Origin of the sequence: Georgenia satyanarayanai (genome assembly GCF_023715365.1) — a bacterium.
GTDB classification, from domain to species: domain Bacteria; phylum Actinomycetota; class Actinomycetes; order Actinomycetales; family Actinomycetaceae; genus Oceanitalea; species Oceanitalea satyanarayanai_B.
The window spans coordinates 158030-182722 of sequence record NZ_JAMBNZ010000007.1; the positions used below are offsets into that span (position 1 = coordinate 158030).

The 24693-nt window shown below is 72.6% G+C and carries 28 protein-coding genes; 9 read left to right on the forward strand and 19 right to left on the reverse strand.

Going from position 1 to position 24693, the window contains the following annotated elements; translation table 11 throughout:
• The first annotated feature begins 41 nt into the window (after positions 1–41).
• The 5 genes from M3148_RS10645 to M3148_RS10665 all read left to right on the forward strand — a co-directional run bounded on the left by M3148_RS10645 (position 42) and on the right by M3148_RS10665 (position 3051).
• Positions 42–1082 (forward strand): LacI family DNA-binding transcriptional regulator, encoded by a 1041-nt coding sequence (locus M3148_RS10645; protein WP_251304673.1) that lies wholly within the window; start codon positions 42–44, stop codon positions 1080–1082.
• Positions 1083–1139: 57 nt separating this feature from the next.
• A complete protein-coding gene (locus M3148_RS10650) occupies positions 1140–1715 on the forward strand; it encodes a hypothetical protein (RefSeq protein ID WP_251304674.1) in 576 nt (191 codons plus the stop codon).
• Positions 1716–1758: 43 nt separating this feature from the next.
• On the forward strand, positions 1759–2052 hold the full coding sequence (locus M3148_RS10655) for an antibiotic biosynthesis monooxygenase family protein (RefSeq protein WP_251304675.1): 294 nt from the start codon (positions 1759–1761) through the stop codon (positions 2050–2052).
• A 94-nt stretch (positions 2053–2146) separates the two neighbouring features.
• Positions 2147–2809, forward strand: a complete 663-nt coding sequence (locus tag M3148_RS10660) for a hypothetical protein (RefSeq protein ID WP_251304676.1) — start codon at positions 2147–2149, stop codon at positions 2807–2809.
• Positions 2809–3051, forward strand: coding sequence for a helix-turn-helix domain-containing protein (locus tag M3148_RS10665; RefSeq protein ID WP_251304677.1), 243 nt, complete (start codon positions 2809–2811; stop codon positions 3049–3051). Before M3148_RS10660 ends, M3148_RS10665 begins: the two co-directional genes overlap by 1 nt.
• A 90-nt stretch (positions 3052–3141) precedes the next feature.
• Here the strand turns inward: M3148_RS10665 and M3148_RS10670 are convergent, their stop codons facing one another.
• Entirely contained in the window at positions 3142–3936 is a 795-nt protein-coding gene (locus M3148_RS10670; protein WP_251304678.1) for a sulfite exporter TauE/SafE family protein, read from the reverse strand.
• A gap of 37 nt (positions 3937–3973) precedes the next feature.
• Positions 3974–4552, reverse strand: coding sequence for an HhH-GPD-type base excision DNA repair protein (locus tag M3148_RS10675; protein WP_251304679.1), 579 nt, complete (start codon positions 4550–4552; stop codon positions 3974–3976).
• A gap of 107 nt (positions 4553–4659) precedes the next feature.
• Between M3148_RS10675 and M3148_RS10680 the strand changes: the two genes are divergently transcribed.
• Positions 4660–6999: an HNH endonuclease gene (locus M3148_RS10680; RefSeq protein ID WP_251304680.1), complete on the forward strand. Its 2340-nt coding sequence runs from the start codon at positions 4660–4662 to the stop codon at positions 6997–6999.
• A 64-nt stretch (positions 7000–7063) separates the two neighbouring features.
• On the opposite strand, the gene M3148_RS10685 is transcribed toward M3148_RS10680, so the two are convergent.
• The 11 genes from M3148_RS10685 to M3148_RS10735 form a co-directional block, all read right to left on the reverse strand.
• Positions 7064–8698: a methyl-accepting chemotaxis protein gene (locus M3148_RS10685; protein ID WP_251304681.1), complete on the reverse strand. Its 1635-nt coding sequence runs from the start codon at positions 8696–8698 to the stop codon at positions 7064–7066.
• The gene (locus M3148_RS10690) at positions 8695–9825 is read right to left on the reverse strand and encodes a substrate-binding domain-containing protein (RefSeq protein ID WP_251304682.1); all 1131 of its coding nucleotides are present in this window, start codon (positions 9823–9825) and stop codon (positions 8695–8697) included. The genes M3148_RS10685 and M3148_RS10690 overlap by 4 nt, the downstream gene beginning before the upstream one ends.
• 163 nt (positions 9826–9988) lie before the next feature.
• The gene (locus M3148_RS10695; protein WP_251304683.1) at positions 9989–10756 is read right to left on the reverse strand and encodes a hypothetical protein; all 768 of its coding nucleotides are present in this window, start codon (positions 10754–10756) and stop codon (positions 9989–9991) included.
• Between the two features lie 104 nt (positions 10757–10860).
• Positions 10861–11469: a DUF6318 family protein gene (locus M3148_RS10700; protein WP_306469949.1), complete on the reverse strand. Its 609-nt coding sequence runs from the start codon at positions 11467–11469 to the stop codon at positions 10861–10863.
• A 12-nt stretch (positions 11470–11481) separates the two neighbouring features.
• Positions 11482–11934, reverse strand: a complete 453-nt coding sequence (locus tag M3148_RS10705; protein WP_251304685.1) for a pilus assembly protein TadG-related protein — start codon at positions 11932–11934, stop codon at positions 11482–11484.
• Positions 11931–12386 (reverse strand): pilus assembly protein, encoded by a 456-nt coding sequence (locus M3148_RS10710; RefSeq protein ID WP_251304686.1) that lies wholly within the window; start codon positions 12384–12386, stop codon positions 11931–11933. Before M3148_RS10710 ends, M3148_RS10705 begins: the two co-directional genes overlap by 4 nt.
• Before the next feature lie 5 nt (positions 12387–12391).
• Complete coding sequence (locus M3148_RS10715; protein ID WP_251304687.1) at positions 12392–12736, reverse strand: TadE/TadG family type IV pilus assembly protein; 345 nt, start codon at positions 12734–12736, stop codon at positions 12392–12394.
• Positions 12737–12765: 29 nt separating this feature from the next.
• Positions 12766–12957, reverse strand: a complete 192-nt coding sequence (locus tag M3148_RS10720; protein WP_251304688.1) for a hypothetical protein — start codon at positions 12955–12957, stop codon at positions 12766–12768.
• A gap of 54 nt (positions 12958–13011) precedes the next feature.
• A complete protein-coding gene (locus M3148_RS10725) occupies positions 13012–13944 on the reverse strand; it encodes a type II secretion system F family protein (RefSeq protein ID WP_251304689.1) in 933 nt (310 codons plus the stop codon).
• Positions 13941–14798, reverse strand: coding sequence for a type II secretion system F family protein (locus tag M3148_RS10730; protein ID WP_251304690.1), 858 nt, complete (start codon positions 14796–14798; stop codon positions 13941–13943). The genes M3148_RS10725 and M3148_RS10730 overlap by 4 nt, the downstream gene beginning before the upstream one ends.
• A gap of 2 nt (positions 14799–14800) precedes the next feature.
• The gene (locus tag M3148_RS10735; protein ID WP_251304691.1) at positions 14801–16036 is read right to left on the reverse strand and encodes a CpaF family protein; all 1236 of its coding nucleotides are present in this window, start codon (positions 16034–16036) and stop codon (positions 14801–14803) included.
• Between the two features lie 135 nt (positions 16037–16171).
• Here M3148_RS10735 and M3148_RS10740 point away from each other — a divergent pair, with 135 nt between their 5' ends.
• The gene (locus tag M3148_RS10740) at positions 16172–16624 is read left to right on the forward strand and encodes a hypothetical protein (protein WP_251304692.1); all 453 of its coding nucleotides are present in this window, start codon (positions 16172–16174) and stop codon (positions 16622–16624) included.
• A 201-nt stretch (positions 16625–16825) separates the two neighbouring features.
• On the opposite strand, the gene M3148_RS10745 is transcribed toward M3148_RS10740, so the two are convergent.
• The 3 genes from M3148_RS10745 to M3148_RS10755 are packed head-to-tail and all read right to left on the reverse strand — an operon-like array spanning position 16826 to position 19622.
• A complete protein-coding gene (locus M3148_RS10745) occupies positions 16826–17188 on the reverse strand; it encodes a hypothetical protein (RefSeq protein ID WP_251304693.1) in 363 nt (120 codons plus the stop codon).
• 45 nt (positions 17189–17233) lie between these two features.
• A complete protein-coding gene (gene recQ, locus M3148_RS10750; RefSeq protein ID WP_251304721.1) occupies positions 17234–19189 on the reverse strand; it encodes a DNA helicase RecQ in 1956 nt (651 codons plus the stop codon).
• 58 nt (positions 19190–19247) lie between these two features.
• A complete protein-coding gene (locus M3148_RS10755; RefSeq protein ID WP_251304694.1) occupies positions 19248–19622 on the reverse strand; it encodes a hypothetical protein in 375 nt (124 codons plus the stop codon).
• Between the two features lie 725 nt (positions 19623–20347).
• Here M3148_RS10755 and M3148_RS10760 point away from each other — a divergent pair.
• A complete protein-coding gene (locus M3148_RS10760; protein ID WP_251304695.1) occupies positions 20348–20527 on the forward strand; it encodes a hypothetical protein in 180 nt (59 codons plus the stop codon).
• A gap of 116 nt (positions 20528–20643) precedes the next feature.
• Here the strand turns inward: M3148_RS10760 and M3148_RS10765 are convergent, their stop codons facing one another.
• Entirely contained in the window at positions 20644–21534 is an 891-nt protein-coding gene (locus tag M3148_RS10765) for a TIGR01777 family oxidoreductase (protein WP_251304696.1), read from the reverse strand.
• Between the two features lie 63 nt (positions 21535–21597).
• Entirely contained in the window at positions 21598–22704 is a 1107-nt protein-coding gene (gene mnmA / locus M3148_RS10770; RefSeq protein WP_251304697.1) for a tRNA 2-thiouridine(34) synthase MnmA, read from the reverse strand.
• A 106-nt stretch (positions 22705–22810) separates the two neighbouring features.
• On the opposite strand from mnmA, the gene M3148_RS10775 reads away from it, so the two are divergent.
• On the forward strand, positions 22811–23458 hold the full coding sequence (locus M3148_RS10775; protein ID WP_251304698.1) for a hypothetical protein: 648 nt from the start codon (positions 22811–22813) through the stop codon (positions 23456–23458).
• 91 nt (positions 23459–23549) lie between these two features.
• On the opposite strand, the gene M3148_RS10780 is transcribed toward M3148_RS10775, so the two are convergent.
• The gene (locus tag M3148_RS10780; protein ID WP_251304699.1) at positions 23550–24440 is read right to left on the reverse strand and encodes an NAD(P)-dependent oxidoreductase; all 891 of its coding nucleotides are present in this window, start codon (positions 24438–24440) and stop codon (positions 23550–23552) included.
• Between the last annotated feature and the right edge of the window lie 253 nt (positions 24441–24693).

Consider the following 24693-nt stretch of genomic DNA (forward strand, 5'->3'; position numbering starts at 1 on the left):
CAGACGGCACAATGTGCCCACAACCCGATAGGAGAATCCCAGTGGACAACGTCGTGCCAGGGAAGGCCAGACGCCTGCCGGTGATGGCGGACGTCGCCGCACGTGCGGGCGTCTCCCACCAGACCGTCTCTCGCGTCCTCAACTCCCCCGACCTCGTGCGGCCCGCCACCCGCCTGAAGGTCGAGGAGGCGATCGCGGCGCTCCGCTACCGCCGCAACATGTCGGCGCGCGCGCTGGCCACCAGCCGCTCGCACCTCATCGGCGTCGTCACCCCGGCGGTGACCCTCTTCGGGCCCAGCCACACGAGCCTCGCGATCCAGGAGGCCGCTCTCGACTTCGGCTACGCGACGATCAGCGCGGCCACCGAGACGGCGCGCACCAGCCCCACCGACGTCCTCGACTTCTTCCTCACCCTGGGCGTGGACGGCATCATCGTCGTCGCGCCGACGATGCAGACCGCCGTCGAGGCGCAGCGGCTCGCCGGGACGCTGCCGGTCGTCGCCATCGCCACCGACCTGCCCGAGCCCGGCCCGCTCCACGTCGTGGCCATCGACAACGAGCAGGGCGCGCGCGATGCGACGGCGCACCTCATCGGCCTGGGCCACGAGCGCATCGCGCACATCGCCGGCCCCTTCGAGTGGTTCGACGCGCGGGCCCGCGTGGTGGGCTGGCAGGCGGAGCTCGCCGACGCCGGGCTGCCCGTCCCCGAGCCGGTGAGCGGTGGCTGGGAGGGCGCCGACGGCTACGCGGGCGCGCAGCAGCTCCTCGCCCAGCGTGAGCTGCCCACCGCCGTCTTCGCCGCCAACGACTACATGGCCCTCGGTGCGATGCGCGCCTTCCACCAGGCGGGCCTGCGGATCCCCGAGGACATCGCCGTCGTCGGCTACGACGACGTCGCCGGCTGCGAGTTCTACGAGCCGCCGCTCACCACCGTCCGCCAGCCCTTCGAGGCGCTCGGCCGGCACGCCATCGACACCCTCTTCGCGGCCCTCGAGGGGCGCAGCGGGGACCCGGAGCCGAACCGGCCCGAGCTCGTGGTCCGCGAGTCCTGCGGCGCGCAGCAGGGAGAGCCGGTCGGCTGACCGGGTGTCGACCGAAAGGTGGACGCGGCGGCCGGGAGCGCCCGGCAGGCTGGGCCCGTGGCGAGGGAGAAGGCAGGGGACGGCAGCGCGCTGCGGCCGGTGCGCCGGTGGCAGTGGGTGTGGCGCGGGGTCTTCGGCACCGAGCACGCCGGGGCGCGGTGGGACCTCGAGGTCGACTACCTCGACTGGGACGAGAAGGTCCACCTCTACCGCGACGGCGTGCAGGAGCGGGTGCAGCGCGGCACCTCGGCGTTCACGCTCGACGACGGCGCGCACCTCGAGGTCGCGTGGAGCCTCCTCGGCCTGCGCCGCGCCCACCTCGTGCGGCCCGACGGCACCGAGGCGCAGCTGGTCCCGGCGCCGGGCACCGCGGAGCGGTGGCGCGCGGACCTCGACCGCGATCGCCCCACGCTGAGCGGGCGCCTGGCCACGGCCTCGTGGGGGGTCCTCGCCCTCGCCCTGCTCCTCCAGGTGCCCCAGCTCCTCGAGCTCGGCGCGGACGTCACGGGCTGGTACACGTTCACCTCACCGGTCACGCTTCCGGCCTCGCTCAACACGCCGCTGTCCGTCGCCGCCCTGCTCGCGGGCCTGGAGCGGGCGCTGCGGCTGCGCTACCACTGGCTCCTCGACTGAGCCCTCCTACGATCGGGGCACGACCACCACCGAGGGAGACCGCATGTCCGTCGTCAAGATCAACGCCATCTCCGTGCCCGAGGGTGCGGGCCACGAGCTCGAGGCCCGGTTCTCCGCCCGCAAGCACGCCGTCGACTCCGCCCCCGGCTTCGAGGGCTTCCAGCTGCTGCGCCCGGTGGCCGGGGAGGAGCGCTACTTCGTCGTGACGACGTGGGCGAGCCAGGCCGACTTCGAGGCCTGGCGCGACTCCCAGGAGTTCCAGCACGGTCACGGCGGCGGCCGTCCGGTGGCAAGCGGCGCCGAGCTCCTCGAGTTCGAGGTCGTCGACCTGACCTGACGACGACGGCGCTCCCGCCCGCCGTTGACAGCGGCGCGGCCACGGCCTACTTTAACGACAGTCGTTATTAACGACTCTCGATAAGGAGCCGACGATGAACGCTACGACACCGCCCGTGGACGAGCGGCCGGTCATGTCCCGCGGTGACCGCTTCGCGCTGGGTGCGACGGCCGCCCTGGCCGGCCTGGTGGCCCTGGGCTCCGCCGTCGGCGGCGTGCTGTCCGTGGTCCAGGTCCTGCGCGACGACCCGCTGACGATCCACGGCTTCGAGCTCGTCAACGCCCGCCCGCCCGAGGTCACCGAGCCCGTCGAGCAGGTGACCGCCGCCTGGTACGACTCGGCCACGCTCAGTGTCGCCGGCCTGCCGGACTCCGCGCGGTGGCTCTTCGCCGGGCAGTCGGCGGTGACGGCGCTGGCCGTCGTCGGCGTCAGCCTCACGCTGCTCTGGCTCGCCCTGCGAGTGCTGCGCACCCGTCCGTTCGGGCACTCGGTGACCGCCGCCCTCGTCGCGAGCGCCCTCCTCATCATCATCGGCGGCACCGCCGCCCAGCTCCTCGAGGCCGCCGGGAGGGCGGCGGTGGTCGACCACCTCGGTCCCGCGGTCACCGGCGGCGCCGACCCGTCCGCCGAGAGCCTCCTCGCCTTCGGCCTCTCGGTCGACCTCGCGCCGATCGGCGTGGGGCTGGCCCTGGCCGTGGTCGCCCTCGCCTTCCAGATCGGCGCCCGGATGCAGCGGGACACCGAGGGCCTGGTCTGATGGCGCGCGCCAAGGTTGCGGAGGAGGACGCCCCCACCGGCGTCCACTGCCGCCTCGACGAGCTGCTCGCCGAGCGCGGCATGACCCTCACCCGCCTGAGCGAGCTCGTGGGGATGAGCATCGTCAACCTCTCGGTGCTCAAGAACGACCGCGCTCGCGCGATCCGCTTCTCCACCCTCATCGCGATCTGCCAGGCGCTGGACTGCGAGATCGGCGAGCTGCTGGTCCGCGCGGACCGCTGAACGCGGCGAGGCCAACGGGCCACCGACTCCTCCCCGCCGAGCGCTGAGCCGTTCCTGGCACAGCGCGGGTGGCTGGGGGGGACCTGGGCCCTACCCGGCGAGGAGCGCGGGGACGGCCTGGACGCCGGTGACGACGGCGACGGCGAGGAGGAGCAGCGCGAAGAGCAGGCTCAGCGTGCGTGGGCTGGCACGCGCGGAGGAGCGGCCCGCGAGGAGGCCGCCGAGCATCGAGGTGACGGCGAACGCCGCGACGACGGGCCAGTCGACGGTGAGGTCCTGCCCCACGCGGCCCACGAGGCCGAGAACGGCGTTGACGACGATGACGAGCAGCGAGGTCCCCACCGCCAGGCGCATGTCCACCCGCATGACGAGCAGCAGGGCCGGGACGACGATGAAGCCGCCGCCCACCCCGAAGAAGCCGGTGAGCAGGCCGACGAGCGAGGCGACGAGAACCGTGACCAGCCCCGTGACGACCCGGTTCGACGACGACGGCGCCGGGGCCTCGTCGTCGCCACGCCGCCGGTCGGCGAGGGAGCGACGGAGCATGACGGCGGAGACGACGAGGAGCAGTCCGGCGAGGAGCACCATGAGGAGGTCGGCGTCGACGAGCGCCGCGAGGCGCGCTCCACCCACGGCGCCAACCGCACCGAGCAGGCCGAAGACGAGCCCCCGGCGCCACTGGACGTTGCCGCGCCGTGCGTGCGGCACGAGGGACGCCGCGGACGAGGCCCCGACGATGACGAGCGACGCCGTCGCCGCCGCGTGCGGGTCCTGACCGAGGACGTAGACGAGGATCGGGAGGCTGAGGATCCCGCCGCCCGCGCCGAGGGTGCCGACGACGACGCCGACGAGCACCCCGACCCCGGCGGCGATCACGGCGCTCATCGCGGCATGCTCGGGTGGGTGGCCACGGGCCGCACGCTCAGGCCTTCTTCTTTGCCGCCGCCTTCGTCGCGCGCTTGGTCTCGCGGACCTGGAGCAGCGTGTCCTCGTCGACGACGTCGGCGATCGACCGGCGCGCGCCCTCCTCGCCGTAGTCCCCCGCCGCCTCGCGCCAGCCCGGCGCCGCGAGGCCGCACTGCTTGCCGAGGAGGGCGAGGAAGATCTTCGCCTTCTGCTCCCCATAGCCGGGCAGCTTCTTGAGGCGGCGCAGGATCTCGGCGCCGTCGGGGTCGCCGTCGGTCCACAGGCGCGAGACGACACCGTCGTACTCCTCGACGACGGCGGCGCTCAGCGCGACGATCCGCTTCGCCATCGAGCCGGGGTAGCGGTGGACGGCCGGGGTCTGGCGCATGACGTCGGTGAGCTCGTCGGGGTCCATGGCCGCGAGGCGGGCGGCGTCGAAGCCACCGAGACGCTCGTGGAGCTTGTGGGGGCCGGCGAAGGCGGTCTCCATCGGCACCTGCTGGTCGAGGAGCATGCCGATGAGGAGGGCCAACGGGTCGGTGGACAGCAACTGGTCTGCCGCGGCGTCGCCGGTGAAGTGCAGGTCGTGATCCATGATCCGATCCTCTCACCGGCGCGTGGATGCGGTCGGCGAACCTTCTCCACACCCCTTGCCGTTCGAACATACGTTCGATATCATGGGTGTACGAGGAGGTGCCGCCGATGGACCGCGACGACAAGGAGCCTGAGACCGCGCCCGGCAGCGCGCCCACCGATCCGGCCGAGGACTCCCCGGCCGGTCTCGTCGTCCCCTACCTGGAGAGCCTCGAGCTCGACGTCCCGGGCGAGGACGAGCGGGTCCGTATCGACGTCTCCCGCCCCACCGGCCTGGAGCAGGCACCGCCCCTGGGGTGGGTGCAGTTCCGCCTGCCGACCTACCACGAGGGCGAGGCGCCGGGGTGGCCGCGCAGCGTGCTGGCCGAGCTCATCCCCCAGCCCGGCGCGCTGGGTGACTTCCTGGAGCACCTGCCCCCGGGTCTACGCCTGGCGCGGGTGCTGGAGGAGATCGATCCCGCCGACGTGGACGACTTCTCCCTCGTGGAGGTCGTCGCCGCCCACAAACGCATGGAAGCGTGGTCAGCGGCTCAGGCTGCCCGCGCCGCCGCCGTGCTCGCCGAGCGCGACTCGGTCAACCCCACCTGGCCCGGGGACATCCCCGGCCGCACCCGCGGGGAGTGCGTCGTGGGCCAGGAGCTGTCCATGCGGCTACGGATCACCAAGCAGGCCGCGGTCAAGATGGCCACCTGCGGCCGCGCCTTCACCGGCATGTTCGAACCCACCGGCGAGCTCCTCGACCAAGGCCTCATCGACTGGCCCCGCGCCCAAGCCATCGTCACCCACCTGGTGGACCTGCCCGCCGAGGTCGCCCTCGCCGCCCAGTGGGAAGTCCTGCCCAAAGCACCCGGCCGCACCCTTCGCCAGCTCAACGACGACCTCGACAAAGCCGTCATCTCCGTAGACCCCGACTCCGCCGACGACCGCCACAAAACTGCCCGACAGCAGCGCTGCGTCTACCACCCCCGCCCCCTGCCCGACGGCATGGCCCTCCTGTCCGCCCGCCTCCCCGCCGCCGACGCCATCGCCATGGACCTGGCCCTGGACGCCTCCGCCAGAGCCGCCAAGAACACCGGCGACACCCGCACCCTGGACCAGCTCAGAGCCGACAGCCTCGCCCTCATGGCCCACACCGCCCTGGCCTTCGGATACATCGGACCCGGCGCCCACCTCCGCTGCCCCTGCGGCTGCCAAGGGGGCGTCGAAGGCGCAGATGTCCCCGCAGCACCGGCCGCCGAACATCAGGTGGACGCCGGACCACCAGCGGACAACACCCCCGGAGCTCAGCAGGACACCGGTCACCGACCGGACGATGTGGGCCCTCCACTCTCGAGAGCCGAGCCTTCGACGTCCCCAGCACCACCGCGCGCCACCGAACCACCAGCGCTGGCCGACGCACCGCTGACGACCGCTGACGCGAGCCAGGAGAATGCGCGGCCACCCGAGCCGGCGGGCGCACCTCCACCCGAGACAGCCCCACCGGGCGGCGCGGCCGCATCACCGCCAGACGCTGCGCCACTGGACGACGAAACCGCGCAAGCCGGCTCACCGCGAGCCACGCATGCGCCGCCGTCCGCTTCCCAGACCCCGCCCATCGCCGACGGGCCGCCACTGCCCGGTCACCGGCTTCCCGGGTGCACCCTGCCCACCATCCGCTTCGGGATGATCGGCGGCGGACGAGCCGACATCAACGTCCTCGTCCCCATCAACGTCCTGGACCCCGAACCCCGCGACCCGGGCACCACCGCCCTGGACCGCGAACCCGAACCCGTCGCCGAGCTCGACGGCTACGGACCCATCCCACCCATCATCGCCCGCGCCCTGGCCGCCGGCGGCACCTGGCGCCGTCTGCTCACCGACCCCGTCACCGGGCAGGTCCTGGACGTGGGGCGCACCCGGTACCAGCCACCGGCCGCGATCGCCGACCACGTCCGCCACCGCGACCGCACCTGCATCCGCCCCGGCTGCACCCACCCCGCCCGCACCGCCGACCTCGACCACATCCACGAATGGAAGGACGGCGGCGCCACCTCCGCCGACAACCTCGGCCCCCAGTGCACCGCCGACCACCGCGCCAAGACCATCGGCGCCTACACCGTCGCCCACGCCACCGACCGCACCTACGCCTGGACCACCCCCACCGGCCACGGCTACCTCCGCCGCCCCGACGGCACCACCATCACCCTCCCTCGCCACACCGCCCACACCCTGCGCGAGCTCGTCAAGGACTCCGAACGCCACCACCGCCCCGTCGCCCCCCAGCTCGTCGACGCGATGCTCGCCGCCATCTCCCTCGGGGAGGACCCCCTCGCCCACTGGACCGAGCCCGCGACCGCGCCAGCCGCCCTGGCACTCGAGGCCGAGGGGAACGTCCCCTGCCCCCAGCGCCCGGAGGCGCAGCCCGGGCCGGAGCACGACCGGACCTGGCCCGAGAACCCGCCCTTCTGAGAGACGCGTTCGGCGCTCGACACCCGCAGGTGTCGAGCGCCGGACCACAGGGAGAGCCAAGGCGTCACACGACGAAGGCGGAGACCCTCCCACGCAGGTCGTCGGCCATGCGGGCCAACTCGTCGGTGGCGCTCTGCATCTGCGCGAGGACGGTGCTGGACGTGGCCGTCACCGTGGCGACGCCTGAGATGTTCGCCGCGATCTCCCCGGAGCCGGCCGCGGCCTCGTGCACGCCGCGCGTCATCTCCTGCGTGGTCGCCGTCTGCTCCTCGACGGCGGAGGCGATGGTGAGCTGATAGTCGTTGATCGACCGGACCGTCTTGGCGATCTCCTCGATCGCGGCGACCGCGGCCACGGTCTGCGTCTGGTTGTCCCCGATGCGAGTGGTGATGTCCTCGGCGGCCCGCGCGGACTCCTGCGCCAGCTCCTTGACCTCCCCGGCGACGACGGCGAAGCCCTTGCCTGCTTCCCCGGCTCGCGCGGCCTCGATGGTCGCGTTGAGGGCGAGCAGGTTGGTCTGCTCGGCGATCGAGGTGATGACCTTGACGACCTCGGAGATCTCTCGCGAGCTCTCGCCGAGGCTGTTGACTGTGGTGGCGGTCGCGTCCGCCGTCGTGACGGCGCGGGCGGCGACGCCGGCGGCCTCCCCCGCACTCTTCGCGATCTCCTGGATGGAGGCGCTCATCTGCTCGGCGCCGGAGGCGACGGTCTGGACGCTGTGGGAGATCTGCTGGGCGGCGTCGGACACGGCGCTGGCCTGCGCAGACGCCTCCTCGGAGCCGGCGGCGACCTGCGTGTTGGACGCGGAGAGCTCCTCGGCCGCGGCAGCGACCGTCTGGGCCGACTCGACCACGCTGGTGAGCGCCTCGCGGAGGGCGACCCGGGCCAGCGAGGACGAGTGCGCCATCTGGCCGAGCTCGTCGCGGTCCTCGACGTGCGCGTCCACGGTCATGTCACCGGCGGCCATGGCCTCGAGGGAGCTGCGCACGGCGTGCAGGCCGCGGCGGATGCGGCGGGTGACGGCGACGGCGATCGCCACGGAGATCACGGCGGCGACGACGAAGCCGATCGTCAGCACGAGGAGGGTCTGGCTGATCTCGCTGCTGGCGTCGGTGGCGATCGCATCGACGCGGTTCTGGATCTGGCCGTCGGCCAGGACGAGCGCCCGCCCGGCGTTGTCCGGGTCACCGGCCGGGGAGGCGTTGAGCGCGCTCTCCAGCCCGACGACGTCGCCCGCCTCGACGAGCGGCAGCAGGGTGGCGTCGCGGTAGGTGAGCCAGCCCTCCCAGCGGGTGGTGAAGTCGGCCCACTGCTGGGTCTCCGACTCGGGGTACTCGGAGACGGCGTCGATGAGACCGTCGACGGTGCGGTCGTTCCACTCCTGAGAGGTGAGGAGCTGCTCGCGGCGGGACTCGTCGGTCGCGGCGGCCGCGCGGCGCACGAGCAGGTGGCTCTGGGCCTGCGCGGCGCGCAGCTCGGCCATGGAGCCCTGGAGGTCCTCGGTGAGGAGGCGGACCTCGGCGAGGTGGTCACCGGCGCGCAGCAGCGCGACGGCGCCCGCACCTCCGACCACACCGAAGAGACCGCCGAGGATGACGATCGCGGTGGCGATCTTGAAGCCGACCGGCCGGTCCCAGAACCACGCGTTGCGGCGGCGTCGGGGAGCGTCGGGGGTCTCGGTGCTGGTGCGGCGGCTCATGCCAGGTCTCCCGCCTCGTAGTAACCGCTCTCGATGAGCAGGTGCTGGTAGTTGTCCTGCGTGACCAGCTGGGGGGCGAGCAGGTAGGCCGGGACGGTGAGCCGGCCGTTGTCGTAGGTGGTGATGTCGTTGGTCTCGGGCTCCTCGCCGGTGAGCATCTTGTGCACGGCGGAGACGGCGACCTCGGCGAGCTGGCGGGTGTCCTTGAAGATCGTGGAGAGCTGGACGCCGTCGTCGACGAGGACGACGGAGTCGCTCTCGGCGTCCTGGCCGGTGACGACGGGCAGGCCGTCGGCGATGGTCGGGCCGCGACCGGCACCCTGGATGGCGGTGATGATGCCGCGGGAGATGCCGTCAAAGGGCGAGAGGACGCCGTGGAGGTCCTCGCCGCCGGCGTAGGTCGTCGACATGAGCTGGGTCATGCGCTCCTGGGCAACCTCCTGGCTCCAGCCGGGGGTTGCGACGGCGTCGAACTCGGTCTGGCCGGACGGGACGACGAGCGTGCCGTCCTCGAGGTAGGGGCGCAGGGTGTCCATGGCGCCGTTGAAGAAGAAGCCGGCGTTGTTGTCGTCCGCGGAGCCGGCGAAGAGCTCGATGCTCAACGGCCCCTCGGGGCCGTCTGCGTTCTCGGTGCCGTCCGCGTTGAGGATGCCGAGGCCGACTAGGAGCGAGGTGCCCTGCTGGATGCCGACACGCTCGTTGTCGAACGTGGCGTAGTAGTCGACGTTCGGGGTGTCGAGGATGAGGCGGTCGTAGGAGACGACGGGGATGTCGCCGGCCGCGGACAGGACGTCGGTGAGGGCCGAGCCGTCGACCGCGCCGATGACGAGCGCGTCAGCGCCGTCCTCGATCATCGCCTTGATCTGGTCGGCCTGGACCTGGGGATCGTCGTCCGCGTACTGAAGTGTGACGTCGTGTCCGAGGTCCTTGAGCTGAGCGGCGACGTTGGTGCCGTCGGACACCCATCGCTGGTGCTCCTGCGTCGGCATCGCGACGCCGACACGCGCGACCTCGGCGTCCTCGCCCGCTTCTGTCTCGCTGTCCGCACCTGCACAGCCCGCGAGGCCGACGGCGACCACCAGGGCACCGAGCCCGAGCGACCGGGCCGTTCGTCGTGAAAGTGTCATGCGACCGCACCATCCGTGGCTGAACCGACCGGCGCGTCCCAGCGCCGGGCCCCTGGTGAGGGGCGTCACTCAGGGCGATCGGTGCAGCGAAGATGATGATGACGCATAGGGCGTGTGGCTCTCGTCACACGGCGGCGGTCGCTCGGCCAGCGACTGTCCTCACTCAGCCGGTCGTCAGACGGGGCTTGGCTGTCATAACCTCGATCGGCTCACTCTCCGTCTCGGTCACCGCCCGCCCCGCGACCGGGATCCAAGTCGACGTCCCCTCCACGCGGAAGTCCGCGTCCCACTCGGTCCGCAACGAGATCGTGACTGTCGCAGGATCGCTGTAGACGTGGGAAACCGTGTGGTTGGGCCAAGGCGCGCCGGGGTCGGTTCCCGTCAGCGGTGCCGAGCCATCACCGAAGCTCCACGTGAAGAGAACCGGCGTCACGCGCACATCAAGGTCAAGGTCCAGCACCTGAGTGGTCATGACGTGCTCGGCCGCATCGGTCATCACGACAGTGTCGGTCCCGACGAGCACCCAAGACTGGTCCGGCTGGATCTCCAGGCTCCCGGAGTTCACCAGAAGCGACTGAACGTCCTCACGTGTAAAAACCAGCAGTTCGCTTGGCTGCTCCTCAGCAGCGTCCTCATCCTCGCCGTCACCCCGTTCAAGCAACGGCGCCCACTCCCCCTCGGGCACAGGATCACAAGCAGTAACCACCGTCTCGTACTTGCCCCACACGTACGTGACGGGCGGGCAATACGGTTCGTTCGCCGTGCTCGAGCTCGCTATCGGACTCCCCTTGGAACCTTCCCTAGAGTGCTCCCTCCTGTCGCTCCCGCCAAAGACGATCTCTTCAGTCCCGTGCGTTCCCCCTCGCACACCCCCAGGGGCCGTCGTGTCGTCGGCTGGGGCCGCCGTATCCAACGATGCCGCTGTCTCCATGTTCACTGTATGCGCCATTTTGCCACCGCCGACCATATACGGCACCGGCGCCGGCACAATCGAAACAATTGCGGTTATTCCACACAACAGGTGGGGGGAAACTTTCATTCCTCGGCCCCCTCGACATCTCCCCCGACCACAATCCAGGTAGCACCCTCGCGGTCAAGGGCGAATATATACGTGGCAGGCCCGCCTTCGAGCGAAGCAATCTCGGCTCCATCTGAGCCGTACTCTCTCGATGGTGCTTCTACACCCGTTAGCGCCACCAACGTGGCACGTTCACGCTCTGAAGGAGCTTGCGTCTCCACCTCCTGCACCGCAAACGCTCCTCCCGTCGCATACCCGCCGTCCGCAAATAGCTCCTGAACTCGTTCGGCGGCGCCTGCGCAGAAGCGACAGTCGGGACCTGACATGGATTGCCACTCTTTGAGATCGCCGGTCGCAAAGATATAGTGATACAACTCCATGAAATACCGTGCAGCAGCCTCCGCGCCCTCGATGTCGTCGCGTTCCATCGCCTCGGGCCTCGTCGGCTCGGGCCACGGTGTCGGGCCAGGTGCAGGCGACGTGGGCTCCTCGGTTGCAGCCGTGGGCCCCGGTGGTGGCTCCGTGGTCGGGCTCGCATTGCCCTCGGAGTCGCTGCAGCCAGCGACCACCAAACCGACTGCCATCAGGGCCGCGCCGAGCGCACTCCGTCGTCTCGTCATTGTCATCAGTCCTCCCGATCAGTCAGCACGCGCCGACGACGTCACTGAGATGGCAAACCCGTCCGACCACGGCACGAGCACCCACGGCACGACGGCGGGTCTCGCCGTCGCGGTCAGCGTCACCTGCGCCGTCCTGCCGTCGCTCGTCCCGGTCCCCGCGGCCACGCCCAGACCGTGGAAGGTGCGCGCCGCCGCGGACCCTTGCAGGTACTCCCCCACCGCCGCGTTGACGGAGGAATCCGAGAGCGGCAGACCGTCCCGTTCCCCCGCGTAGTAGAGGCCGTAGTCGATCGCGTCGGCGGCGTCGGCCGCCGCTCCGTCCGCGAGCGCCAGCAGCTGCTTGCGCTCGAGGTACACCGACGAGGCCGCTGCCACGACGAGCACCAACGCCAGCGCCAGCACCCCGAACCCGAGCGAGAGCAGCATGATCTGCCCACTCTCGCCGTCGTCGTCCACCCGCCTGCGTGTCATGGCAACCCGCCGAACTCGGGCACAGCGGCCAGGTGCGTGGCACGGACCGGGACCTCGAGGGGGACGGCGCCGGCGAGGAAGTCGGGGACGAGCGGGAGCCTGACGGCGGCGGACACCTCCACGTGGATCTGCCCACCTGCGCTGAGGCACGGGTTGTTGCTGCACGTGAAGTCGAGTGCCGTCGCAGCGTCCACCGCGATCCCGTGGTCCTCGAAGGCGAGCTCGACCGCTGTCTGCGCCTGCCCTGCGGCAGTCGTCAGGTCCTCCGCCTGACTCAGCACCCTGCCGGACTCACGCGCCGCGGCCTCCGCGGCGAAGGCGGCCGCCTGGATCTGGCCCAGTGTGAGGACCAGATACACGAGCGGCACCAGCAGCACGAGCGTGACGCCGATGAACTCGACGACGGCGTTGCCGCTCTCCTCCTCCCGCAAGCGCTCCAGCAGAGCAGGCACGGCACTCATTCCTGCACCGCCCTGCCGCTCGCCGTCATCGTGCCCGACGGGCCGAGCAGTCCGAGCACGGGAACCGGCGCGCGGACGGTGACCTCCACCAGCGCCATCCCATCGCGCTCCACGACCTCAGCACTGACGTCGTCGCCGTAGCGCGGGTGCAGCGCCATCCCGATCAGCTCTCGCGTCCGTTCCGCGCCGGCCGCGGGTGAGCTGCCCTCCAGTGCACCGTGACGCGCCCCCTCGCCCGCGGCGTCGACGATCGTGTTGCGAACGTGGAGCGCGAGGGTCAGCTGCAGGACCCCCAGCAGAACGGCGACGACGAGCACCGAGACGAGCACGAACTCCACCACGGCGGACCCCTCGTCGGACGGGAGCCGCCTCAGATGTTCATGACGCGCGTGATGGCGGCCTCGAAGACTCTGGTGAGCGCGGGCCCGGCGATGAGCCAGATCGCGAACACGAGTCCCGCCGTCATCAGGGTCACCATCACCCAGCCGGGGACGTCGCCCCGTTCCTCGGTGACGATGCGCCGTCGGAGCGACTCGAGAAACCTGCTCAGGTACAGCCACATGTCGTTCTCCCTGGTCGTCGGTGCGGATGGAAGCGGTCGGGGGCGGGGGCGGGTTCACAGGCCCACCTGCAGGAGCATCAGGCCGGGGAACAGCGCGAAGAGGACGGTCACCGGCAGCACGAGGAAGACGACCGGGAACATCATCTCGATCTCCTTCTTGCCCCCGAGCTCCATGAGCTCGCGGCGCGCGGCCTCTCTGGCGTCCTGCGCCTGCGCGCGGAGCACCTCGGCCAGTGGCGTCCCTCGGTCGACGGCGACGGCGATCCCCTCGGCGAAGCGGGCCACGGCCGGCTGGGAAGTCCGCGCCGCCAGGCGTTCCAGGGACACCGCCAGGGGCGTGCCCGCCCTGGCCTCGCTGAGCGTGACCTCGAGCTGCGTGGTCAGCGCGCCGCGCGTCGTGCGCGCCACCCGCTCGAGTGCGGCCATCGGCCCCTCGCCCGCGCTCACCGCGAGGGCGAGCAGCTCGGCGACGGCGGGCAGCTCCTCGAGCATCGCCTGCTGGTTGCGGTTGGCGGCTCGGGTGAGCCACCGGTCGCGTGCGACGGCGGCGAGAACAGCGGCGATGACGACGACGCCGGTCCCCGCCAGCACGTTGAGGCCGCGGGCCACGCCCGCGAGGGTGACGAGAAGCAGCCCGCAGGTCAGGCCGAGCACCGCCCACATCATCTGCTCGAGGCGGAACTGCTCGACAGTGAGCGGCGCCCCGGACAGCGCGATGCGCCGTCGCACGTTCTGCGTCGTGCTGCCGAGCCGTTCGAGCACTCGCCCCGCGTCGGACATGACCGGGGCGAGGAGGCTCTCGAGGGTCGGGAAGGGCGTGTGGGTGCGCGGCTCGGCGAGCAGACCGGACGTCGCAGGCCGCTCGCGCAGGTACGGGGCGATTCGGTCGGGCAGCCACGGGCGCATCGCCCGCACCCGCCACACGACGAGCACCAGCCCCAGGCCGCCGAGAAGCCCCGCGAACGCGCCCCACGCCGTCGGGCTCATCGCAGCACCCGCGCTTCCTCGGGCAGCCGCCCGAGCTTGACCATGAGCCAGTACGCGACCCCGGAGACCGCGGCGCCGGTCGCGAGCACGAGGACGCCCGCCGCCGAGTTGAAGGCGGCGGCCGTCTCCGGCCGGCCGCTGAGGAGCAGGAGCACCGCCCACGGGGCTGCGGTCGCGAGCCGCGCACCGTTGACCGTCCAGCTCTGCCGGGCCTCGAGCTCCCCGCGCGTGCGCAGGTCCTCCCGCAGCAGCTGTGCGAGGGTGCGCAGGAGCCGGACGAGGTCGGAGCCGCCCACCTCCCGGGTGATCCGCAGAGCCTCGATGATGCGGTCCGCCACGGGGTCCGCCAGGCGCGCCTTGAGCCGGTCCAGCGACTCGGTGAAGCGGCCGGTCACCCGGTAGTCCTCGCCGAAGCGCCGGAACTGCGGACGTACCTCCTCGGGTCCGCGCTCACCGACGCTTGTGAGCGCCTCGGGCAGCGAGAGCCCGGCGCGGATGGCGGAGATGAGGTCGTCGACGACTTCCGGCCACACGGCGCGCAGTTCCACCTGCCGCCTCCGTGCCCGCGACCGGACGAGCACGCTCGGCACGCCTGCGGCCATGACGGCGAAGCACACGGCGATCGGCGGGGACGCGGTGAAGCCGTAGGCGAGGAGCAGGACCAGCAGCGCGAGCACCGCGGAAGCGGCCACCAGCCGGGCAGGCGTCACGGCCGGCGCACCGGCTCGCACGAGGAGGTCCTGCGTGCGCTCCGTCCACCTTGAGGGGCGGCGCTCGCGCACTGGCTGGGGCCAGCAGGAGAACCAGAGCAGCAGCAGGCCCGCACCGAGGAGCAGGCCCGCCACCGTTCCCACGGTTACCGCCCGAAGTCCTGCGCGAGGAGCGCGGCGAGGTCGTAGCCGGCTCTGTCGAAACGCTCGGCGTCCGGCGGGAATCCCCCTGCCCGTTGCAGGGTGGTTCCCCGCAGCGTGAAGATCTCCGCGGTCTCGACGACTCCCTCCTCGGACCGTCCGGTGACGGCGACGATCTCCCGCACCCGCCGTCGGCCATGACGGTCCAGCTCGAGGTGGACGACGAGGTCGATAGCGGAGGCGACGGTGGGCACGACGAACGTGCTCGAGACGTTCTCTCCGGCGAGGAGCGGCAGGGTACACATTTTGGTCACGGCCTCGCGGGCGGAGTTGGCGTGGACGGTACACATGCCGGGGATGCCCGCGTTGAGGGCGATGAGCATGTCGAAGCTCTCGGCTTCGCGGACCTCGCCGATGATGATGCGGTCGGGCCGCATCCGCAGCGCCTCCTTGACGAGGCGGCGCAGCTTGACCTCGCCCTGGCCCTCGAGGTTGGGCTGGCGGCACTGCATCGCGACGACGTCGCGGTTGGCCAGCCGCAGCTCGAAGACCTCCTCGCACGTGATGATCCGCTCGTGCGGTGGGATGGCACCGGCCAGGGCGTTGACCATCGTGGTCTTCCCCGCCTGCGTGGCCCCACTGACCAGGACGTTCATGCCCGAGACGACGGCGGCGTCGAGGAATGCCGCCGCCTGCGTGGTGAGCGAGCCGAGGGTGACGAGGTCGCTCACGCGGGTGGCGCGGGCGATGTACTTGCGGATGTTCACGGCCCAGGAATGGCGCGTGATGTCGGGGATGACGACGTGCACGCGCTCGCCGGTGGCGAGGGACGCGTCGACGAACGGGGAGGACAGGTCCAGGCGGCGGCCGGAGATTCGCAGCATGCGCTCGACGAGGTCGTGGACCTGCGTCTCGGTGAGGATCGTCGTCGTCAGCTCCGCGCGGCCTGCACGGGCGATGAACACCTTGCCTGGTTCGTTGATCCACACCTCCTCGATCGTGGGGTCGTCGAGGAAGCGCTGGAGGGGGCCGAGGCCCGCAACGGCGTCGAGGACGTCCTTGGCCGTCTGCTCCGGGTCGACGACGGGCGGTACGAGTCCGGCGACCGAGCGGCTGTCGTAGTCCGCGAGCGCGTCGGCGACCAGCGCGCGGACGCCGGCGGTGTCGCGGGCAGGATCGAGACCGCGCCGACGGACGAGCTCACGCACCTCGTCCTCGAGCAGCACCGTTGCCTGGTTCATGCCTCGCACCCCCCGGAGCGGATGATGAAGGCAAACCTAGGGGCAATCGGGCGCGGTGTCAGCCCCCTGGGGTGAATCTGTGGACAAGGCCCCGGGTCCCTGGTCGTGCCCGTGCACGGTGCGTAGCGTCGGGTCGTGGGCTTCTCGCCGTTAGACGCCGTCGTGAGCGTCGCGGTCCTGCTGCCCAGCCTGCTCCTGCTGCCCTCACCTCCACCGGACCTCCCGTCCCCACCTCTACCGACGGCCCTCTCGCTGGCCGAGCGGGCGAGCCAGACGCTGTGCCTCACCGTCCCGGCCGTCACGGTTCCTGGCCGTGTGTCGTGGTTCTGGGCCGTGCCGGTCGCCCTCGTGCCGGCGGCCTACTACGGCCTGTGGGCTCGGTATCTCACGGGCGGGCGGGCGAGCGCGGACCTGTACCGCCGGCTCTGGGGGCTGCCCGTGCCGATGGCGGTGACGCCGGTCCTGGCGTTCCTCAGCGTCGCAGCCTGGCTGTGCAACCCGTGGATCGCGGGCGCCGCCGTGGTCCTCGCCGCCGGTCACGTCCCGGCCTCCGCGATGACGGTCCGCACGCTGGCAGCGCAGCCATGAACGACACCCCACGCCACGCTGTGGTGGCTGCCGGCCGGCGCGCCGCTGCTCACGACGGTGGGCATGGACGTTCCCCGGCTCGCACCGGCCGAGGGTCGTGCGCCCGGGTGGAGCGCGGGGATTGCGGTCGCGACGCGGTCAGCGGAGAGCGCTGACCTGCGGATGAGATCGCCAGGGAGGTGGCGTCGGCGCCGACGCCACCTAGGCGTCCAGCGGTGTGAGCACCGCGATCCGCCAGTCCGCGCCGGTACGGACGAGCTGGTACATGTTCCGTTCGGCAGGCGTGCCCTCGTAGGACCAGGTGACGTCGGCCCAGACGCTGTGGCCGGCTTCGGCGACCACCCGGACGTCGGCGCGGGCGTCGGTGATGCCGTCGTACTGGCCGACGGCCGCGGCGAAGAACTGCTCGGTCTGCGCGGCGTCGGAGACCGAGATCGCCTGGTCGGGGAACTCGATGAGCGCCGGCACGGCGTAGTACCCGGCAATCGCCACGGGATGCCGGCTGAGCAGGGCGCGGGTGTACGCGGCGAAGAACTCATGAGCCGTCGCGTCGGCAGCACCCATGAGGGAGATCCTAGTGACGCCGCCAGCGGGTGCGCCAGAGCGAGCTCACCCGGCCGCGACGACCTCGAGCACGGCCTCTCCGTACCGCTCGAGCTTGGCCGCTCCTACCCCGGAGATCCCGCTCAGCTCGGAGCGGTTCTCCGGTCGGGACTGGGCGATCGCGGCCAGGGTCGCGTCTGGGAAGACGACGTAGGCCGGCACGCCCTGCTCCTTGGCCGTCGCCGCGCGCCACGTACGCAGCTGCTGGAACAGCGCCTGCTGCGGCTCGTCCAGGTCCAGTGGCGCCTTCGCAGCGCCGGAACGGGACTTCCGCGCCGTCCGCACCCGCTCCGGCTCGCGCCGCAGCCGCACCTCGCGCTCACCGCGCAGCACCTCCCCCGCCGCCTCGGTGAGGGCGAGCACGCCGTACTCCCCCTGCACCTGGAGGAGCCCCTGGGCCAGCAGCTGGCGCACCACCCCGCGCCACTCGGCGTCGCCCAGCTCGGTACCGATGCCGAAGGTCGACAGCTCAATGTGGCGCATCTTCACCACCCGCTCGTTCTCCCGCCCCAGCAGGATGTCCACGAGGTGCCCCGCGCCGAACTGCTGCCCGCGCTCGCGCTGCAGCCGCACGATCGTCGACATGAGCTTCTGCGCCGGCACGGTGCCGTCAAAGGCCTCCGGCGGGTTGAGGCAGGTGTCGCAGTTCCCGCACGGCTCGCTGCCCTGACCGAAGTACCGCAGCAGCTGCTGGCGCCGGCACTGGACCGTCTCGCACAGCGCGAGCATCGCGTCCAGGTGCAGGGTCTGCGCCCGCTTGCGCTGCGCGTCTCCCTCGCCGTCGGCGATCATCCGCCGCTGCTGGACCACGTCCTGCAGCCCGTACGCGAGCCACGCCGTCGACGGCAGCCCGTCACGCCCCGCACGGCCGGTCTCCTGGTAGTACCCCTCGATGCTCTTGGGCAGGTCCAAATGCGCGACGAACCGCACGTCCGGCTTGTCGATCCCCATCCCGAACGCGATCGTCGCGACCATGACGACGCCGTCCTCCCGCAGGAACCGCGCCTGGTTGCGCCCGCGCAGCTCCGCGGGCAGACCCGCGTGGTATGGCAGTGCCGTGACGCCCTGGGTGGCCAGCCACTCCGCCGTCTTCTCCACCGACGCCCGCGAGAGGCAGTAGACGATCCCCGCGTCGCCGTCGTGCTCGTCCTTGATGAGCCGCAGGAGCTGCTTGCGCGCCTCCTGCTTGGGCGCGATCCGGTACTGGATGTTGGGCCGGTCGAAGCTCGAGACGAACACGCGCGCGCCGTCGAGCCGGAGGTTGCGGACGATCTCCTCCCGCGTCTCCGCCGTCGCCGTCGCCGTGAGCGCGATGCGCGGCACGTCGGGCCAGCGCTCGTGGAGGATCGTCAGCCCGAGGTAGTCGGGCCGGAAGTCGTGGCCCCACTGCGCCACGCAGTGCGCCTCGTCGATCGCGAAGAGCGCAATCCGCGCGCGGTCGAGGAGGTCGGCCGCCACGGGCAGGCGCTCGGGGGCGAGGTAGAGGAGGTCGAGCTCCCCGCCGAGCAGCCGGCGCTCGACGTCGCGGCGCTCGTCGATGCTCTGCGTGGAGTTGAGGAACGCGGCGCGCACACCGAGCTGCTCGAGAGCGTCGACCTGGTCGTGCATGAGCGCGATGAGCGGGCTGATGACCACGCCCGTCCCCTCCCGCACGAGCGAGGGGATCTGGTAGCACAGGCTCTTGCCGCCGCCGGTGGGCATGAGGACGAGCGCGTCGTCCCCGCGCGTCACCGTCTCGATGATCTCGGCCTGCTCACCGCGGAAGGCGTCGTAGCCCCACACGCTGGTCAGCGCCTCCAGCGGGGTGGACGACGACGCCGCAGCGGCCCGCGCCGTCGTCAACGGTGCCGCGGTGGCAGCGTCCGTCGCGAAGGCGGCCACCATCTCCGGGTCGTGGACGTCCCACTCGCTCATGGGGTCCGGCGGCGGCTCGTCCCAGTCCGGCTCCGGCCCGGTCCACATGTCACCCACCCCGCCAGGGTAGGTGCTCGGCGCGCGCGGCCGGGGCGGGGGTGTGCGCTCAGCGCTCAGCGCCGGACGGTCGTACGCCCGTGCGGTGGTCCACCACCGCACCGGCGAACACGGCGACCGCCGCGAAGCCGGACCAGTACCCGAGCTGTTCGGCGCTCTCGGGCGAGAACGCGTAGGTCACGAGGGTCGACACGGCGAGCAGCGGCACCAGCGCGGCCCACACCCGGTAGAAGGGGTTGGTGGTGTAGCGGGGGTGGTTGTAGCGCTCCGGGCTGAGCACGGCGTGTATCGCGACCGCCCCGAGAGCCAGGACGATGAGCACCGTGCCGATGGCGAAGGTGCCCTCGTCGAACGTGGTGACCGCGCCGATGACCCCCATGACCGTGGCCAGCACGGCCGAGGTGCCCAGCGCGATGCGATTCACCGACGCTCCCCCCCCTCCCGTCGCCGCCCCCGGCCGCAGGGTCCCCGCGGGCGGGCAGCCACTCTGCTGCCCCAAGAGGACCGCACGCGGCAGGCCCCGCGCAAGCCCCGGGCGAGGAAACCGGTCGGGGGGTGGAGCCGTGGCTCCGTCCTCCGTCGCCCACGGGGAGCCGGCGTCCGACTTCCGCACGGTCGCGGCGCCCGGCCGGCCGGACGACGGCGTGACGATGCGTCGCCCCTCTCCCTCACCGCGGCCCGTAGAAGGGGTGCGCGACGATCGAGAAGGGCGACGCATGCGTGCGGCTGAGGAGCCACCGGGTCAGGGCTGACTGAGGATCCTCTGGACCTCCTCCGGCGTGCTGGCCTTGCGAGCGGATCGTCGACGAGCTCGTCGTCCTCGACCGCGGGCGCGTCGTCGCCGCGGGCTCCCCCGGCCGGCTGCGCGGCACGCAGGACGCCGACCTGCGCCTCGAGCTCTTCCTCCCGCCAGACGGCGCGGCGCCGGACGCCACCGACGCCCCGTCACCGTCCACCGCACGATCCACGTGGGCCGGCGCGTGCTCCTCACCGTCCCGGCCGCCGAGGCCGCGACCGCCGTCGCGTGAGCCACGGCCCTGCGCGAGCAGTCCCGCATCGAGGGCTACGCCCTCGCCCCCGCCGCCCTCGAGGACGCCTACCTCGCCCTCACCGCCGCCGACGCCGCCCCGTCCGGACAGGAGCCGGCCCATGCCTGAGACGCTCACCCGCCCCGTGCCCGTCCAGGTGCCCCTGTGGACGACGTACACGACGCTGCTCCGCTGGCAGGTGGCCCAGATCGGGCTGCTGCTGACGATCGGCTTCGTCATCGTGCCGCAGGGCGTGGCCCGCGCCCGCACCGACGGCACCTCCCTGGTCCGGCGGGAGTAGGCGCAGGATCCCGCCACAAAGGGTGGTTCTGCGGTGTCACGCAGGCGCGGAAAACCGCATCCGCCGTCCCTGAAGACACCGCTTGTGGCGCGATCCGTTCACGCCGGCCCCGGCGGCTACGAGCGGACGGCCGCGGTGACCGCCTCCTCGGCGGTGGTGTGCCGGAAGGTGAAGCCGTCGGCCTGGAGCCGGACCGGGAGGATGCGCTGGTCCGGCAGCAGCATCTCGTCGGCGGGCTCGCCGAGGACGAGCCGCAGCAACCAGGCGGGCAGCCGGAAGAGGTGGGGGCGGTGCATCTCCCTGGCCAGCGCCCGGGTGATGTCCGCAGAGGTCGCGGCCGTCGGTCCGGTGAGGTTGACCGGGCCGGACAGCTCGGAGCGGGCGAGCAGGTGGACGATCGCGCGAGCCTCGTCGGCGAGGGAGATCCAGGGCCACTGCTGGCGACCGGTGCCGATCGCCGCGCCCGCACCCAGGCGGGTGGCGAGCTGGAGGGGCGCGAGGGCACCGACGTCGGCCATGACGAGACCGGTACGGACGTGCACGACGCGCGTGACGTCGTCGGCGCGGGCCGTGGCCGCCTCCCAGCGCAGGACGACGCCGGCGAGGAAGCCGTCCCCCGGCCCGGACTCCTCGGTGAGGACGGTGCCCGGGCGGTCGCCGTAGAAGCCGGTGGCCGAGCCGCTCACCCACACCCGCGGCGGGTCCTCGGCCGCGGCGATGGCGCGCGCGACGGTACGGGTCGCGGTGACCCGGCTTTCGTAGATCTCGCGGCGGTAGGCGCGCGTCCACGGCAGCCGGCCCAGCGGCGCCCCGGACAGCGTGACGACGCCGTCGGCCCACTCGACCGCCTCGGCCGGCAGGCGCCCCTCCTCGGGGTGCCACTCGTACTCGTTCACCCCACCCGGCTCGCGGCGCACGAGCGTGCGCACCTCGTGCCCGTCGGCGCGCAGCTCCTCCTGGAGTGCCGAGCCGATGAGTCCGGACGCGCCCGAGACGAGAATCCGCATGGGGCCGACGCTACCGGCGGTCCCTCGTTCGCACGCGCTGGGAGGGACGACGGCGCCGGGGCGTCACCGCACGGGGACGAGCGCGCCGCGGCCGGCGCGGGTGAGGGTGGCCTGGCCCAGGACGCGTGTCCCGGCGTAGACGACCACCGACTGGCCCGGGGCCATGCCGCGCAGCGGGGTGTCGAGGCGGACGAGGAGCGCGTCATCCTCGCGACGGACGCGGGCGGGTGTCGGCGTGCCGTGGGCGCGGACCTGGACCTGCGCCGTCGTCCACTCCCCCGCGGGGACGTCGTCGGCGAGCCAGACGGTCTGGTCGCCGGCGAGCTCGGTCACCGAGAGCAGCTCGCCCGGGCCGACGACGACCGTGTTGGCGCTCGGGTCGGTCCGCAGCACGTAGCGGGGGCGGCCGTCGGCGGCAGGACGGCCCAGGGCCAGGCCCTTGCGCTGGCCCACGGTGTAGGCGTAGGCGCCGTCGTGGCGGCCGACCTCCTTGCCCTCGTGGTCGAGGACGGCGCCGGGCTGGGCGCCGAGGCGGTCGCGGAGGAAGCCGTGGGTGTCGCCGTCGGCGACGAAGCAGATGTCGTAGGAGTCGGGCTTGGCCGAGACGGACAGCCCGCGGGCGGCCGCCTCGGCGCGCACCTCGTCCTTGGACGCGACGTCACCGAGCGGGAAGAGCGAGCGCGCCAGGCGCTCGGGGCCCATGACGGCGAGGACGTAGGACTGGTCCTTGGCCATGTCCGCGGCGCGGTGGAGCTCGCGAGCGCCGCCGGGGCCCTCGACGATCCGCGCGTAGTGGCCGGTGGCGACGGCGTCGAAGCCGAGCGCGAGGCCACGGTCCAGGAGCGCGGAGAACTTGATGTGCTCGTTGCAGCGCACGCAGGGGTTGGGGGTGCGGCCGGCGGCGTACTCCGAGAGGAAGTCGGCGACGACGGTCTCCTCGAACTCCTCCGACAGGTCCCACACGTAGTACGGGATGCCAAGGACGTCGGCGGCGCGGCGCGCGTCGCTCGCGTCCTCGATCGAGCAGCAGCCGCGCGAGCCGGTGCGGTGCTGGGCCCGCGAGCGCGACAGCGCCATGTGGACGCCGACGACGTCGTGCCCCGCCTCGACGGCGCGCGCGGCGGCCACGGCGGAGTCGACCCCACCCGACAGTGCTGCCAGTACTCGCATGCTGCGTCCCTTCTCCGAGCCCTCACCAGGGTAGGTGCTGGCCCGCACGACGACCGCAGGGACCGATCGAGGTGCACCCGTCGCCGCCTGGACGGAGCATGAGCCGATGGCCTCACGCTCGTGGCACTTCACCGGACGCATCGCCGGCTGGGGCACGCCCGGGGGCACGAGGTTCGTCCTCGGCGCCTGGCGCGACTCACCGCTCGGTCCCTTCGCCGACGTCATGGTCGAGCGCCCCGACGGTGAGCGGCTGCTCCTCGCGCCCTCCCAGGAGGTCGCGGACTTCGTCGCCTCGACCTATACCTTCGACACGACCGTGCTCGTGCCCGTCGCCGTGACGACGACGGCGGGTCACCCGCTCGCCGGCACGCCCACCGCCGCCGGACAGACCTGGCAGGTGGCCGCCGGCCCGCTGGTAGCCCACCTGCACGTGGGCGCGCGGCCGCCGCTCGGGCGGCTGCTGCGCCTCGTGCCCCGCCCCCTGGCAACCGCGCCGGCGCTCACGCGCGTCACCGACCCGGTGGCCCGGACGCTGCTGCGTGGAGTACGTACCCGCGGCTCGGCCGGCGGCGGCCGCACCGAGCACTACGGCGCCCACGACCTCCACCGGCTCACCGCGGCCGAGACCCGCTGGGAGGGCGAGGACCTCGGCCCGCTGCACCCCCTCGACCCGCCCGTGCGCTTCGGCTTCGGCTCCTCCCCGCGAGACCCGAGCGTCACCGACCTCGTCACCACGGTGCGACCGGCACGCTGAGGGCCCCGGGTCTCGGCCCCGCCCCGCCTCCGGGCGCGTGGCACGTGTCCCGGTCGTCCGGGGACCTCGGGCTCCGGAGCTCGGGGCCGCGTCAGCCGGGCTGCGGGGCGATCATCCTGATGATCGTCGAGTCGTCGGCGGCGCCCAGGCCGTGGGCCTGGCCGATGAGGTAGAGCTGCTCGGCCGCGGCGGCGACGGGGGTGGCCAGACCGACCCCCCGGGCGGCGCGGGTGACGATCCCCATGTCCTTGACGAAGACGTCCACGCGGCTGCGCACCTCCGGGTCCTCGTCGTCGTAGGCCTGGAGCATGCGCGGCCCGCGGTCGCCGAGCATGAAGGATGCGGCCGCCCCTGCCCCGAGGGTGCGCAAGGCCCGGGCCGGGTCGAGCCCGAGCGCCTCGGCCAGCGCCAGGGCCTCGGCCGCAGCTGCGATGTGCACCCCGCACAGCAGCTGGTTGACCGTCTTCATCGCCTGGCCGTCCCCCGGCCGTGAGCCGATGCGCTCCAGGGTCGAGGCGAGCCGGTCCAGGACCGGTGTGGCGAGCGTGAAGGCCTCGTCGGTCGCCCCCACAGTGATGAGCAGGTCCCCGGCGCCGGCCCGGGCCGGGCCCCCGGAGATCGGCGCGTCGACGAGATGGAGGCCCGCCGCGGCGAGGTCGTCGGCGACGGCGCGCACGGCGTCGATCCCGATGGTCGAGGTGAGGACGACCAGCGCACCGGGTGGCAGGACAGCCACCAGGCCGTCGCTGCCGTGCAGCACCTCCTCCAGCTGCGCGGCGTCGCGGACCGCGAGGAGCACGGCGTCCGCCGTGGCTGCGGCCGAGCGTGCGGAGCCGTTCGCCCTCACCCCGTGCTCCTGCGCCTGCGCGCAGCGGTCGGGGTCGACGTCGTACCCGTGGACGGTGAACGTCTCTGCGAGCCGTGTCGCCATGGGCAGACCCATGGCGCCGAGGCCGACGACGGCGATCGTGCTGACGGTCATGTCTCGTTCCCTCTCGTGGGCGGACGTCGAGCGGCCGGCATGGGCCGCGTCCGACGGCCCGGTGCCGGCCACGCTAGGCCGACGGACGCGCCGCTGCACGTCCTGGTGGGGGCGGCGACCCCGGGGTGGACGGCCGCTGCCCGGCCGGGCGGATGAGAGGGGTCTCATCTGCCCGTCACGGAGGGCTCACCTTGACGCGATGAACTTCCTGGCATGCCGCGGACCAGCTCCCCGGCGCGACGTGAGAAGGGAG